We start from the raw sequence: 14,820 nt of genomic DNA on the forward strand, positions 1-14,820 counted from the left end.
AAAATATTGTAAGATTGTAAATATAACAATTTTATGTAACGAAAAAGATGCCGTTCTATTGGATTTAACGATTAATTTCCTAAAATATATTCTAAGTTGCCTTCAATTTCATCATTGATATAACTTTCTTCTAAAAGCGAGTCAGACAATAATTTTTTGTTTTCCTGTAGTTTGATGATTTTTTCTTCAACCGTATTTTTAGAAATAAAACGGATCACATTTACTTTATTCATTTGCCCAATTCTGTGCGCACGTGCAACACCTTGTTTTTCTGCGAAAGGATTCCACCAAGGGTCTAAGAATAAAACATAAGAAGCCTTTGTAATATTCAAGCCAACACCTCCCGCTTTAAGCGAAATAAAGAATAACAGCGGATTTTCTTTTTCTTGAAACATTTTAACCTGCTGCTCCCTCTTATCTGCAGGAGTTTCGCCTGTAATTTCGCAGAAATCTATTTTGTTTTCCTTACACCAATCGGTATAAAAATTTAAATTGGTAACAAACGAACTGAAAATGATGACTTTCTGTTTTGCTTTTACTAAGTTTTCAAGATAATTGGTAACCGCAATATATTTTCCAGAATCAATTTCAGATTCTTGATCGACCATTTTTGGGTGGTTACTCAATTGTCTCAGCTTCATCAAAGTATTAATAATGTTGATTTTGTCTGGTCCAGAACCATCAGTTTTAAGCAAGAAATTACGAGCCTTAGATTTCTCTTTCTCGTATAATTTCTCTTGTTCGGGATCCATGTCGCAGTAATAAATCTGCTCTGTCAATTCTGGTAAATCTTTTAGAACCTGTTCTTTGGTTCTTCTTAAAATATAAGGAGCGATAAGATTTTTTAATTCTGCTAAAACTTCTTCATTTTGCTTTTTCTCAATCGGATTTTTGAAATTTTCCATAAAAAAAGCATAACTGCCCAAAATCTCAGGATTGATAAACTGCATTTGTGACCATAAATCGTCAAGCGAATTTTCGATCGGTGTACCGCTCAGAGCAATTTTATGTCCTGTACTGATTTTATTTATAGCTTTAAAAATCTTAGAATTTTTGTTTTTGATGTATTGACTTTCGTCCAAAATCAAATAGCGGAAATCGTATTTTTCTAAAATAGATATATCTCGATGAATGATGCTGTAGCTTGTAAAAATCAAATCGGTCGAATTGATTCTGCTCGCTAGCATTTTTCTGTCATTACCCACATATTGCATTTTCGAAAAGTGCGGCGTGAATTTTCCAGCTTCATTAAACCAGTTAAAAACCAACGAAGACGGAAGAACGATCAAAGCTTTTAATGGTTCTCTTTCAATCGTAGTTTCGTTGGCAAACAAATCAAAATTGGTGGTTTTGGTTGTAAAGCCTAATTGTTCTTGTACAGAAACCAAAACAGACAAAGTTTGCAGTGTTTTTCCAAGTCCCATGTCATCAGCCAAACACGCGCCCATATTGGAATTGAAATGTCCTAAAAGCCATTTTACGCCATCAATTTGATACGGTCTTAAAGTTGCTTTTATTAAGTCGGAACCAGTAAACTCAGCTTGATGAATTTGATCTAAATCACTGTCAATTTCTGAAATTCCGTCTAAAGCCGTAAAATTGCTTTTGCGCAACAAAAGAACGCCATTTTCTATTTTGGCTAATTTTGCCAGCGAACCGTATTTGCTGAACCATTCTAGCGGAATCAAAAAGTAGTTTCCGTCAGGCAAAGCAAAAAGCCTTTCTTTGCTTTTTATGTTTGGAATAATTTCGCTGAAATTGATTTTATAATTTCCAACGGTAATTATTATTCTAATGTCGAACCAATCACCAGCAGTTTCTTTTGAAGCAGAAATGGTATAGTTTTCCGTAATGATTTCTTTGCTTTCCAGTTTTAGGTTGTCAATAGTAAAACCTAAATTTTTCAGTTCTTCTTTATGATCAATAATCAGCTGAACATTGATGAAAGGATCTGTGTTTTCAGCTTCTGAATTTAATCCAAATAATTCGTTTTTGATTTTGGTTAAACCAATTCCATTTAATTTTTCGATATATGAACTTTCGTCAGGATTTCTTTTAAATTGAATTATTTTAGGTTCATTGGCAATACTGAAATCTACAAAAGAATGTGTCTTTTTAGTTTTGCTCGCATCAAATGAATATCCGTTATAATCAAAATAAAGATTAAGATAATAGCAGTTTTTAAAGAAGTCATGAATAGGCTGAATCGTGCAGGAAATGATTTTGTCACGAAGTTCAATCTCAAAACCTGTCGCTTCTATGTCAATTTTTTTTGCGATTTGAGGAATAAAGCTCTTGAAGTAATCATCAACTAATTTTGATGGTATTTCAATAGATTTTTTCTTTAAAAAAGGCATAAGTTTTTTAGAGTTCAACTCTTTTAATTGCCCCAATTTTTTATTGATAATCAGCCAGCCTGGTTCGTCTAAAAGAATGTCAACTTTGCTGTCCATTGGAGGGAAAATAGTTTCATTTTCCTTTAAAGATAAAGTATAAGTAATGCCTTCTGGATGTTTGTCAAACTGAATCTGCGGTTCAAAATCAAGCGGGTCGATGCTGACTCTTGAGCGGTAAAAATCTTTTTCAGGTCCAAGATTTAAAGACAGAGGAAATTGTTCTTTTACAATCAAATCATAAAACGAACTTAAATTGAATTTTAAATGTTGACGAATGGCAAATTCAATTTTTGAATCTTTTTGTAAGTCAGCAATTGTTTTAGCTGACTTAATTTTAGCTCCGAACTTTTTAAAAATAAATTCAGGTTTAAGAGAATCACAAGCTGTTAATATTCTTTTTGAGTTGGAATCTAAATTATCAAAAGTGATTCCGAAACTTTCAAGTACATCAGGACTTGCTTTTTTGTCTAAATATTTGATTTCACTAGTATTCTCAACGATGTAGGCGGTTGGAATATAGACATTCAGATTTTTTTCCAAACTGATGTCAAAACAGAACTGAAATGATTTTGTAGGTTCCAAGATTTAGGGATTTGGTTAGGCTTGTAATTTAGATTTGGGCAAAAAAATAAAAGGAGTTTTCAAATTATTACTATTTTGAAAACTCCTTTTAAATGAACTTATATCACTTATATGGTGAAAAGATTAGTTTTCCTGTTTAAAGCAAAGCGGAATAATCTCGCCTTTTGCTAAACAGTATTTTTCAACCAATTCTGGTGCAATTTTGTTAGTGTAATCTTCTTCGATCACAATAAAACCAATACTTCTTAATTTATCGAAATAATCGCGTCCGTAAACACGAACGTGATCGTATTGTCCGAAGATTTTAGCGCGTTCTTTCTGATCTGTAATCGAATCATCTGCAAAAGTAACTTCACGAGATAAATCCTGAGGAATTTGAAGAATCGCCATTCCGCCTGGTTTTAAAACTCTGTATAATTCCTGCATTGCTTTTGTGTCGTCTGGAATGTGCTCTAAAACGTGATTGCATAAAATAACGTCGTATTCGTTGTCTTTGAAAGGCAAATTACAGATATCTGCTTTTACATCAGCCAATGGCGAAAGTAAGTCAGTTGTGGTGTAATCTAAGTTTTTTTGCTTACGGAATCTTTTATAAAAAGCTTGTTCTGGAGCAAAATGCAATACTTTTTTTGGCGCTGTAAAAAAATCGGTCTGATCGTTTAAATACAGCCAAAGTAAACGGTGTCTTTCTAAAGAAAGTGTACTTGGCGAAAGCACATTATTACGCTGTTTTCCGTATCCGTAAGGCAGAAAAGATTTAAAGCTTTTTCCATCGATTGGATCGGTATATTTATCTCCTCTCAAAGAGAAAGCTAAAATTGGACGCGCCACATAACTCAAACGAATTAATAATGGACGCGGAATAGTGTTAAGGACTAATTTAAATAGTTTTTTCACAGGTTTGATTCGGGGTTGTATTTATACGATTAACGGAATTTGTCTGAATTCATCTTCTTCATTACTCTCAATTCCAAGGGCTTTATAGATGTATTTAAAAGTCGATAATAATTCAGGTTTTCCATCAACTAATGCAACATCGTGTTCGAAATGCGCGCTTGGTTTTCCATCAGCAGTCAAAATCGTCCAACCGTCTTTTAGTTGTTTGATGTTTCTAGTTCCCATGTTAATCATAGGTTCAATTGCTACAACCATTCCTTCTACAAAAAGCTTTCCGCGTCCTCGTTTTCCGTAGTTTGGCATTTCTGGCTCTTCGTGCATTTTTTGCCCAACACCATGTCCTACCAATTCACGAACTACTCCGTAACCGTGAGCTTCAGTATATTTTTGAATCGCATTTCCAACATCTTCTACGCGATTTCCAGCTTTAAATTCTCTAATTCCAACGTAAAGAGATTCTTTAGTTACCTGTAAAAGTTTTTTAACCTCAGGCGCAACCTCTCCAATTTCAAAACTGTAAGCGTGATCTCCGTGGAAACCATTTTTAAAAGCACCACAGTCAACCGAAATAACATCACCGTTTTTAAGAGGAATATTATTAGGAATACCGTGAACAACCTGAGCGTTTGGACTCATGCAAAGCGAATTCGGGAAATCGTACAATCCAAGGAAACTTGGAACTGCACCGTGATCACGAATAAATTCTTCGGCTAATTTGTCAAGATATAATGTTGTAACTCCTTCTTTAATTTCAGAAGCAATCATTCCTAATGTTTTTGATACGATTAAAGCACTTTCGCGCATTAATTCGATTTCCTCTCTAGTCTTTTGGATAATCATATTTTTTCCATTTTCAGTTGGCAAAAGTACAATTTTTATCTCATTTTTTATGTAATTTTTTTTCGCCACGAATTCACGAATTATCTCAAATAAAAATCTTTAAAAATAGAATTTCACAAACTTCATTGATAAAGAATTTAAAGGTGAAGTTTTGGTATAATTCGTGAATTCGTGGCTAATAACTCGTGAGGCTTTCAGAAAAAAGCCATAAATTAGTAGTACAAATGTTTATAATTATGGAAATTTCAACTGATCAAGATATAGCTAAAGTAAAGGCATTAAAGAAAATGAAAGCAACAGCTTTGTCGCTTTTGGGTTTTGCGGTGCTTCTTTTTATAATTGCCATTTACTTTAAAATCCCAATGCTTCAGGCTTTTAGCGAAGCAGCTATGGTGGGCGGAATTGCCGATTGGTTTGCTGTCGTGGCACTATTTCGCCATCCAATGGGAATACCGATTTGGCATACGGCAATTATTCCGACTAAGAAAAATGAAATTGGAGAGAACTTAGGAAATTTTGTTTCTGAAGAGTTTTTAGATAGAGAAAAATTAGAAATAAAATTAGACGAATTCAATTTTGCAACTAAAGCTTCAGATTGGCTTTCGAAAGAAGAAAATGCAAATAAAATTGCCAATGCAGTTGCTGTAAATATCATTCCGGGAATTTTAAGAACCATTAAAGATGAAGATGTAAAACGATTTATACAGGTTCAGTTTAAAGAAAAATTGGAAGGAATAAATTTTGGCGATTGGGTGGCTTTGGCTTTAGAACCTTTACAGAAAGGAGATTTGAAAAATCAAATGCTGACCAATCTTTTGGAAGTAATGAGTGCTGAACTGACAAATAACAAAGATTTAATTCGTCAAAAAGTAAAAGCATCAACGCCTTTATTGAGTTTTGGTTTGGCTGATAAAAGTATTACAGAAGGGGTTTTTAATGGTTTGCAGGACTTTCTAAATGAAGCTAAAAAGCCAGAAAGTGCAGTTCGTTTAAAAATTGACGAATACATTTTTAATTTCTTAGAAAAAGTAAAAAACTCTGAAGAAATGAGAGTTAAAATCAATGATATGATTTTGGGTTTTGTTGGAAAAAAAGAAGTGCAGGATTATATCAATAGCATTTGGGATGAAATTAAATTGTCAATTACTAATGATTTAAATAAAGGTGATGATTCTTCAATTAAAAGTAATATTGCAGGATTGATTCAGACTTTTGGAAATGGAATTAAAGAAGACCCTATTATGATTGACAAAATAAATGGTTTTATTAAAAACGATTTGCTTTCGATGCTTTTGAATAATAAAAAAGTAATTGGAGATTTGATTTCGTCAACCGTAAAAAGCTGGGATGGGAAAGAAGTTTCTGAAAAGCTGGAATTAGAAATAGGAAGGATCTTCAATATATCAGAATCAACGGAACTTTGGTTGGTGGTGTGATTGGGCTTGTCATTTATGGCGTTGAGCAGATTTATCATTATTTTATTGTTTGATAAAAAACACTTCAAAATATAATGCGGTTGTCAGGCTGAGCGGAGTAGAAGCCCTCTTACGTTTCATAAGCCTTCGACTTCGCTCAGGCTGACACAAAAAAGTGTAAAAACAAAAAGAGGCAAATTTTTAAAATTTGCCTCTTTTTTATAAAGAAAAATATTTTCTACAATAATGAATGACAAGTCATGGCATTTGGCTGCTGAATTCCCATTAATTCTAAAATAGTAGGAGCAATGTCGCCTAAAACACCATCTTGAATGTTTTTTAGTTGTTTGTCAACTAAAATGATCGGCACTGGGTTTGTCGTGTGTGCTGTGTTTGGAGAACCGTCAGGGTTAATCATGGTTTCGCAGTTTCCGTGATCGGCAATTACGATTGTTGTGTAATCATTAGCAAGAGCCGCGTCGATTACTTTTTTCGCGCAAGCGTCAACAGCCTCACAAGCTTTAATTGCAGCTTCCATAATTCCGGTGTGTCCAACCATGTCTCCGTTTGCGAAGTTCAGACAAACGAAATCAACTTCACCTTTGTTCAATTCTGGAACAAGAGCATCAACCAATTCGTAAGCGCTCATTTCTGGTTTTAAATCGTAAGTTGCCACTTTTGGAGAATTTCTCAAAATTCTAGATTCACCTTCAAAAGGAGTTTCTCTACCTCCAGAGAAGAAGAAAGTTACGTGCGGATATTTCTCAGTTTCAGCGATTCTAATTTGTTTTTTGCCAGCTTTTTCTAAAACCTCACCAAGTGTTTCGGTAATATTATCTTTATTGTAAACTACTTTCACATTTTGGTATGTTTCGTCGTAGTTTGTCAATGTTACATAATATAAGTTTAGTTTGTGCATGTTCTGCTCGTGGAAATCTTGCTGAGAAAGCGCTTCAGTAAGTTCACGTCCTCTGTCTGTTCTAAAGTTAAAGAAGATTACAACATCACCTTCAACGATAGTGGCAAGAGGTTTTGCATTTTCGTCAACGATAACAACAGGTTCGATAAATTCGTCAGTAACATCTTTTTCGTAGCTAGACAAAACACTTGCAACAGCATTTGTTGATGGAGTTCCAACACCGTTTACAACTAAGTCGTAAGCTAATTTTACTCGTTCCCAACGTTTGTCGCGATCCATTGCATAGTAACGTCCTACGATAGATGCGATTTTTACTGGAGTATCTTTAATATAATCTTCTAAATCGTGAATGTATTTTGCTCCAGATTTTGGGTCAACATCACGTCCGTCTGTAAAAGCGTGAACATAAACCTGATCTAAACCATATTCTTGTGAAGCATCAATTAATCCGCGAAGGTGAGAAGTATGTGAGTGAACACCACCATCTGAAACTAATCCTAAAAAGTGTACTTTTTTATTGTTGTCTTTAGCATAAGTAAAAGCGTCAATAAGAACTTGCTCTTTTGCTAAAGTTTTGTGTTCTACAGCTAAATTTATTTTGGCTAAGTCTTGATACACAATTCTTCCTGCGCCTAGATTCATGTGTCCAACCTCACTGTTTCCCATTTGTCCTTCAGGAAGACCAACATTTAATCCGTCAGTCCTAAGCTGTGCGCTTGGATAGTTTTTATAAAGACTGTTTATAAAAGGAACATTTGCATTGTCTATTGCAGATACTTTAGGGTCAGGAGATTTTCCCCAACCGTCTAAAATCATAAGGATAACTTTTTTGTTCATTACTTTTTTGTTTTCTACAAATATAAGGCATTTCTAAAGTTTGAAACCTGAGGAATGTTACATTTATATTTAATAAAATGAACTATAAAAAAAAATATTGATTTAATTGAAGAAGCCTTTATTTTTTAAAATTAATTCACGCTAAGCTCTTTTTCTAACTTTATTTTTGACAGCATTATAGTCAATAAAGTATTTTACGCTAACAGAAAAAATGTGTTTTAAGGCATCATTGTTTAATAATCCTGCTACATTGTGTCTGAAATCTTTATCAATAACTCGTTCAAAATTAGAGGCGTTGTTTCTGTATAAAGCAGAAATCTGGCTTCCTGGCGCAAACCACCAAGAATAAGACAAATCGGCATTCCAAGAATAAAAGCTTGAATTTTTATTGGTAGTATATTGCGGATACGGACTAAGATCTCCATTTGATTCTAAAGTCAGAATGTCTTTATTATCAGCATAAGACCAATATTGACGGACAGCCAGATTTATAGTCATAGCACTGTTTATGGCATATTTGCCTCCTAAAGTGTTAGAATATGTAATAACATTTCTATTGGCAAAAATAATATCGTTTGGAGTGGTTTTGTTATCATCGCCATCAACCTGATCGATATAGCCTTTGTTATTATTTTTTCTAATATAACTAAAGAAATAAGTCAGTAATAATTTATCGCTGAAACGGTATCTCGGACCAATATCAAAGCCATAGGTAATACGCTCAGATTCATCAAACACATTAAGAGTTCCATTGAGATCAATCGCAAACTTGTGGTTATAATTGGTAGAAATGCTTCCCCAAGTTTCTATTTTTCTCGGAATTGTCACATATCTGTTTTCTGCACGCGGTTCATAATAATCATTAATTTCTAATGGGTAAAAAGTAATGCCAGTTCCGTAGTAATTATTTTTTACTGTAGTTAAATTTAAATTCGCATTAATATTATTGTCTTGTAATTTTCCAGATTCTTTATTGAATTCGGTATACATATTATAATTGATTCTAAAGGTATTGAACTTTTTAGTCGGATTTAGAATTCTATAATTGGCATTTCCATAAAAATTATAATAATTGGTGTAGAAATTTATCCCCAGATCATTCGGGTCGTAATCTTTAGTGACAAAATCAGAGCCTATACTGTATCTATAATTTCCGCTAGTTTCGGCCAAAGTTATTGTAGAAAAAACACCGCTTTTATCCTTAATATCGTTTATTAAACTGTATTTTACATTTCCGAATAAACTATAGGTATTGGCTTTTGTATTTAAATCCCACGCTAGGCCAGTTACGTTTGCATCTCTAGAATGCCCGTTGCGGCTAACATTTGTATTGATAAAAGTAACCGAAGAATTTTTTCTAAAACGCTGATCCAAAACCAAAACATTATAATTGGTAAGCGGTTCAACGATTACTTGTCTTGTTTCGCCACTTTCAGTATTTTTTATAGTAGCAAAAGTTTTTTCTGTAACGGCATTTAAGACTCCAATGCCGAGTCCGTCTTTTGTTCTTCCTGATAATTTTAGAGCATTAACCAGATTTACGGCCGCTGGCAATTCGGTAATTTCTTCGTTTTCATTTAATTCAGGATCAATTGAAGGGGCACCTCCAATTCTGCGCGAATAAAATATATTTCCTTTGCTGAACAAGTCTGTTCCTTCTGTAAAAAAGGCTCTATTTTCATTAAATTGTTGTTCAAAAGGTCCGAGATTTAAAATCTGATCGTCATATTTTGTTTGTCCAAAATCAGGAATTAAAATAGCATCGATTGTAAAAGCATCCGTTATACCATATTTAATATCCATTCCGCCTTTTATTGTTCCGTAGGTCTTTTGTCCGTCGGAAGCATTTAGATAGTACGATGCATAAGGCATAAAAAACAGTCGAGTAGGAGGTTTAATGTTTTCAATTCCTTCCAGAGTTCCGGCCTGTTGTGTAAAAGTTCCAATCTTTCTGTCAACAAAATTCCAAGTATATTTATAACGGTCACGTTTAATTTCTCTGAAAAAATTGATTCCCCAGATTTGCTTGTTTTCTCCAGAAAAACGCAGTGCTGAATATGGAATTTTCATCTCGACAATCCATCCGTTATCAGCCAAAGCAGCTTTACTGATCCAAACAGCATCCCAAGAATAGTCTTCTCCATTTGCATCGGTCATGATACAATCGCCTTGAACATCGGCTGCTGAAACATAAAACATAAAATCTTGTTGTCCGTCATTAAAACCATTTATAAAAACGCCAAATAGATCTGCAGTTCCAAAATTATCACGCTGAGAAATCTCTTTTAAAATTTTTGAAGGGTCGTCATCATACATCATTGCGCCTATATAAATGGCGTCATTATTATATATGACTTTAACTTCTGTGCGTTTTTCATACGGAATAGCTTTTCCGTTGTCTGGTTCCAGCATAATGAAGTCTGTGGCAACCGGAACATTTTCCCAAGCAGGTTCGTCTAGCTTTCCATCAATAGATATAGTATGCGAAGTTACTTGCGCCTGAATTGATTTTTTTTGGCCATAACTCCACACAGAGAATAATAGAAAACAGAAGAATATGATTTTTTTCATTGGTTTTTTGATGCGAAATAAAATGCAAATGTATTTTTTATAGTAGCAATAGACTCAATTTTGTTCTACTTGTTACAGTTTAGTTTTCTAGATTTTTCATTTTGTTTTACTTTTTTTAAGAAATGGCTTAAAATGTTGTGATTTTTAACGTAAGATAAAATCTTACAGAAAAAGCAAATTTGTGTTAATAATGTTAAAGTTTAAGCAAAAAAGCCTTGAAAATCAGGCTTGTATTTTGCAAGGCGTGATTTTTTTATATTTTTGCGATACCCAAATTTTTTGTTTAACCTAAAGAAATTCAATGATTTACAAAATTTATCCGTTATTTGTGTTTTTGCTATTGTCTTTTGGAAAAGATTCAAAAAACACAGCCGATCTTAAAAAAAATGCCACTGTAAAGGCGATTGCTAAAGTCGAAAAAGTTACAGTTGATTCTAAAATCGAGAGCGTTTATAACTCATTAAATTCCAACAATTTTAAAATGCCTGAGCTTAGAACTTTCTCAGAAGCTTTAAAAGGATTTTATTTGTTGAAAGAAAGAGGAGTGATCAAGAAAAATATCCTAACATTAATTGATTTCAGTTTGTCATCAAACACTAAACGTTTGTGGGTGATTGATTTAACGAGCAATACAATTTTGTTTAATTCGCTTGTAGCTCACGGGAGAAATACGGGAGAAGAATTTGCTTCAGCATTTTCAAATCTTAATTCATCATTTAAAAGCAGTTTAGGTTTTTATGCTACTGGTGAAATTTACCAAGGAAAACATGGTGCTTCTTTGCGTTTAGATGGTTTAGAAAATGGCGTAAATGACAATGCTCGCGAAAGAGGCGTTGTAATGCACGGTGCAGACTATGTGTCTGAATCTTTCATTAGAGATCATAAAAGATTAGGCAGAAGCCAAGGCTGTCCTGCAGTTCCAGTTGAATTGACAAATGATATTATCGAATTAATAAAAGACAAATCGTGTTTGTATATCTACCATCCGTCAAGAAGTTTTGCGATGGAAGAGAGGCTAATTTCTTAATTGCTTATATAAATCCGAATCTAAATCATAAATATCAGCTCTAAAAATGAGCTGATTTTTTTTGCTCCATGCTGTCCAATACCACTGGTATAAAGCATATTTTTTGGTAATCTTGAAACTCATCGTTGTTTTACTCGCAATAATAGTGTCAATTCTATCTTGTGGCCAGTTTCCGTCAACGTCTAATATATGTTGAGCAAGTTCTAATGGATTTTCAACACGTACACAGCCAGAACTCATAGAGCGGTTATTGCGTCCAAAAATATTGCGGTGATTGGTATCGTGTAAATAAACGCTATGGTGATTTGGGAACAAGATTTTCATTAATCCCAATGAATTGTCATAGCCTGGACTTTGTACATAACGATAGTTGTTTGGCTTATTTTCATTCCATGCCATTGGCGAAACTACTTTTCCGGCAGTATCGTAAATAGTAATGTTCTTATTAGCCAAATAATTTCGGTTTCTTTTCATAGCCGGAACCACATCTTCTTTTAAAATTGTCGGAGGAACAGTCCAAGTCGGATTAAAAACAACCGTTTTTAAAAAAGAAGTAATAATAGGAGTTTTTCTTTTGCTGGTTCCTACTACAATATTTCTAACTAAAGTGGTGTCCTTATTTTCGACAACATTTAAGCTGTAATCTGGAATATTGATAATGAAATAGTTTTCGGCCAATTCTGACGGATACCATCTCCAACGCTCTAAATTGGCTATAATCTGTTTTTTTCGATCTTCTTTAGAATAATTTAGGGCACGAATAGTTCCAGCTCCGATAACTCCGTCAGAGGCTAATCCGTGTCTTTCTTGGAATCTTTTAACTGCTTCAAAAGTTTTGTGGTTGTAAATATTGCTAAGACTATCTTTTCCAGACATGTCATTCCAATACAAAAGTCTTTTTTTAATGTTTGCTAAAGCAGGATTCGTATCGTTTAAAACAATTTTATCAGTTGCTTCAATTGTGTTTATGTTGTCATCTGGAAAAGTATTAATGATTTCCAACGCTTTTAGGAGTTCTTTGTATGTTTCTGTTTTAGGCTGAATATTTTCTACAATGCTATCTAATTTATTTTTGTTGTATCCTTTAATTAGAACAGAATTCACATCAAATTCTTTTTCGTCCAAATCCCAATTGGTATACAGCTTCTTAGGATCTAGCTTTCCTTTATAGATATGATTTAGATATTTTTCAAAATTATAAGTCAGCAAAATATCATACGTAGCCAAATCTTTATCGTTTAACGAAGCGACTTTGCTTTCAAACTTTTTCAGCTGAGATATTTTATAATCTTCTGGTTCTAAGCCTAATTCTTCTGATTTTTCTAATTGCGATAAAACAAAAGTTCTCTTTTTAAGGTTTCCCCATACGGTTTGATTCTCAGATCCGGCATAAAACTGTTTTAAGGTTTCACTTTTATAAACTGCTATTAATGCTGTATCTATTTCAACTGTTCTCTCGTCAGTAAGTATAATTGCTGGCACCTTTTTTTTGATAATAGGTGTAGGTTTTGGGTCTTCTTTTTTACAGCCCAAAAAGAGGCATATTACTACTAAAGAGTAAAGTTTTTTCATTTTATAATTTTTTAAACATCAAATAATGTTCGCCAACATCTTTAATATCAAATGCTTCGCCAAGTGTTTGGTAATTCATTTTTTGATAGAATCCGACAGCAGCAGTTCTGGCGTTGAACCAAATTAAATCTATTTGGTTTTCATTGCAATACACCTCGCAATGTCTTACCAAAGCTTCTCCGATTCCTTTTTTCTGGTGGATTTCTAAAACAGCCATCCCTCGAATCTGAGCTTGATTTTGAGCGGCAAATATAGGATTGATTTTTTCGAATAACGAAATAATTCCTGTTAAATTTTCGTTTTCAGATAAACCGAAATGATGCGTAGATTCTAGGTCGTCTCCTTCAAAGACACAGCTTTCTATAGGTTTTCCTTTTCTTAAAACAGGTTGACGAACGGTATAAGTTTCTTTTGATGGAATTTCTCTGATTGTAATCATGATTTTTTGAAAAAATAATACTTTTATAACTTTTTAATTTTAAATAAGTTATAAAAAAATGTTGAATTTTATTGATTTTTTTTGCCCAAAAGCTTGTTTTGAACTGAACTTTCTTTCTATATTTGCACAACCAATGCGAAAGTAGCTCAGTTGGTAGAGCTCCAGCCTTCCAAGCTGGTTGTCGCGAGTTCGAGCCTCGTCTTTCGCTCTAAAAAGTAAACACGTTTTACTTTATGTGAGAATAAATTTTTTGATTTTTATTTTGTTTTAAAAATTAAATTTTTTAGTTTTGCACCCGGTTAATGCGAAAGTAGCTCAGTTGGTAGAGCTCCAGCCTTCCAAGCTGGTTGTCGCGAGTTCGAGCCTCGTCTTTCGCTCTTCAAAAGCCTCAAACATTTGTTTGAGGCTTTTTTGTTTTTGTGTTTTTTGAACCATATAGGTGATATAAGAAAAATAAAAGTTTTTTATTGAGCTTTTAACATGAACTTATATCACTTATATGGTTTAAAAAATTATTTCAAATCGCTCAAATCGCTTTCTGTTTCTAATTCTTGAGCTTCTTGGTTTTGCTGAAACAATCTCGCAGACAAAGCTCCTTTCAAAGTAATTTTTTCTCCTTTAACTTCCAGCCAACTCCCTTCTCTTAAACCTAAAACAGGAATTGAATTGAAAGCATGGAATTCTTTTATTCTTGTTTCGCGAGTTTCTCCCATGTGCTTAGATTGCAAATCGGCATCCAGATAATGCGGATTTAAGTTGAATGGAATTAATCCTAAAGTCTGGAAGCTTGGAGGGTAGATAATAGGCATGTCGTTTGTGGTCTGCATTGATAAACCGCAAATGTTGCTTCCAGCGCTTGAGCCAAGATAAGGCGTGCCGTTTTTTACGGTTTCAGAAAGCAACTGCATAATATTGTTTTTGTAAAGCTGGGTAACCAATAAAAAAGTGTTTCCTCCGCCGGTAAAGATTCCCTCAGCATTTTTTATTGCATCCTGTGGATTCTCAAATTCATGAATTCCTTTAACATTGATATTGATGCTGTTAAAAGCTTCTGATGCTTTTTGCGTATACTCGTCATGCGAAATTCCTCCTGGACGAGCATAGGGGATAAATAAAATTGTTTTGCAATTTTTAAAATGTGTTTTTAAAGTAGGTAAAATGTATTCTAAGTAGTTGCCTCCGTGCAAAGTAGAAGTGCTTGCAATGATAATGCTTTTCATGATTCTTAAACTCAAATTTTGTTTGTTAAAGGTATTAAAAACTCTGTTTTTGTTTGAATTTTTAATATTTTAATTAACATATTTTTACCATGTCGTTAATATTAA

The 14,820-nt window shown here is 33.6% G+C and carries 9 protein-coding genes, 2 tRNA genes and 1 pseudogene; 4 read left to right on the forward strand and 8 right to left on the reverse strand.

The features are described from left to right. Positions 1-71: 71 nt before the first annotated feature. From ABDW27_RS15985 to map, 3 genes are all read right to left on the reverse strand, one after another. On the reverse strand, positions 72-2,978 hold the full coding sequence (locus ABDW27_RS15985; RefSeq protein WP_343696808.1) for a DEAD/DEAH box helicase: 2,907 nt from the start codon (positions 2,976-2,978) through the stop codon (positions 72-74). Positions 2,979-3,101: 123 nt separating this feature from the next. Then, positions 3,102-3,875: a methyltransferase domain-containing protein gene (locus tag ABDW27_RS15990; protein ID WP_343696809.1), complete on the reverse strand. Its 774-nt coding sequence runs from the start codon at positions 3,873-3,875 to the stop codon at positions 3,102-3,104. A 21-nt stretch (positions 3,876-3,896) separates the two neighbouring features. Next, the gene (map, locus tag ABDW27_RS15995) at positions 3,897-4,715 is read right to left on the reverse strand and encodes a type I methionyl aminopeptidase (protein WP_008467219.1); all 819 of its coding nucleotides are present in this window, start codon (positions 4,713-4,715) and stop codon (positions 3,897-3,899) included. 389 nt (positions 4,716-5,104) lie between these two features. On the opposite strand from map, the pseudogene ABDW27_RS16000 reads away from it, so the two are divergent. Further along, positions 5,105-6,204 (forward strand): annotated as a pseudogene (locus tag ABDW27_RS16000) (DUF445 domain-containing protein). Positions 6,205-6,368: 164 nt separating this feature from the next. Here the strand turns inward: ABDW27_RS16000 and gpmI are convergent. Both gpmI and ABDW27_RS16010 read right to left on the reverse strand, forming a co-directional pair. After that, positions 6,369-7,886: a 2,3-bisphosphoglycerate-independent phosphoglycerate mutase gene (gpmI, locus tag ABDW27_RS16005; RefSeq protein WP_343696810.1), complete on the reverse strand. Its 1,518-nt coding sequence runs from the start codon at positions 7,884-7,886 to the stop codon at positions 6,369-6,371. A 141-nt stretch (positions 7,887-8,027) separates the two neighbouring features. Next, entirely contained in the window at positions 8,028-10,457 is a 2,430-nt protein-coding gene (locus ABDW27_RS16010; RefSeq protein ID WP_343696811.1) for a DUF5916 domain-containing protein, read from the reverse strand. Positions 10,458-10,758: 301 nt separating this feature from the next. Here ABDW27_RS16010 and ABDW27_RS16015 point away from each other — a divergent pair, with 301 nt between their 5' ends. Further along, the gene (locus tag ABDW27_RS16015; RefSeq protein WP_343696812.1) at positions 10,759-11,484 is read left to right on the forward strand and encodes a murein L,D-transpeptidase catalytic domain family protein; all 726 of its coding nucleotides are present in this window, start codon (positions 10,759-10,761) and stop codon (positions 11,482-11,484) included. Here ABDW27_RS16015 and ABDW27_RS16020 read toward each other — a convergent pair. Beyond that, on the reverse strand, positions 11,473-13,056 hold the full coding sequence (locus ABDW27_RS16020) for a L,D-transpeptidase family protein (protein ID WP_343696813.1): 1,584 nt from the start codon (positions 13,054-13,056) through the stop codon (positions 11,473-11,475). The genes ABDW27_RS16015 and ABDW27_RS16020 overlap by 12 nt on opposite strands. Position 13,057: 1 nt before the next feature. Beyond that, the gene (locus ABDW27_RS16025; protein WP_343696814.1) at positions 13,058-13,495 is read right to left on the reverse strand and encodes a GNAT family N-acetyltransferase; all 438 of its coding nucleotides are present in this window, start codon (positions 13,493-13,495) and stop codon (positions 13,058-13,060) included. 135 nt (positions 13,496-13,630) lie between these two features. Between ABDW27_RS16025 and ABDW27_RS16030 the strand changes: the two genes are divergently transcribed. Both ABDW27_RS16030 and ABDW27_RS16035 read left to right on the forward strand, forming a co-directional pair. Then, positions 13,631-13,703: transfer RNA gene (locus tag ABDW27_RS16030), tRNA-Gly, on the forward strand. A 96-nt stretch (positions 13,704-13,799) separates the two neighbouring features. Next, a tRNA-Gly gene (locus ABDW27_RS16035) sits at positions 13,800-13,872 on the forward strand. A 135-nt stretch (positions 13,873-14,007) separates the two neighbouring features. On the opposite strand, the gene pepE is transcribed toward ABDW27_RS16035, so the two are convergent. Further along, positions 14,008-14,715 (reverse strand): dipeptidase PepE, encoded by a 708-nt coding sequence (gene pepE, locus ABDW27_RS16040; protein ID WP_343696815.1) that lies wholly within the window; start codon positions 14,713-14,715, stop codon positions 14,008-14,010. Positions 14,716-14,820 lie beyond the last annotated feature (105 nt).

It is taken from the genome of Flavobacterium sp. (genome assembly GCF_039595935.1).
GTDB lineage: Bacteria > Bacteroidota > Bacteroidia > Flavobacteriales > Flavobacteriaceae > Flavobacterium.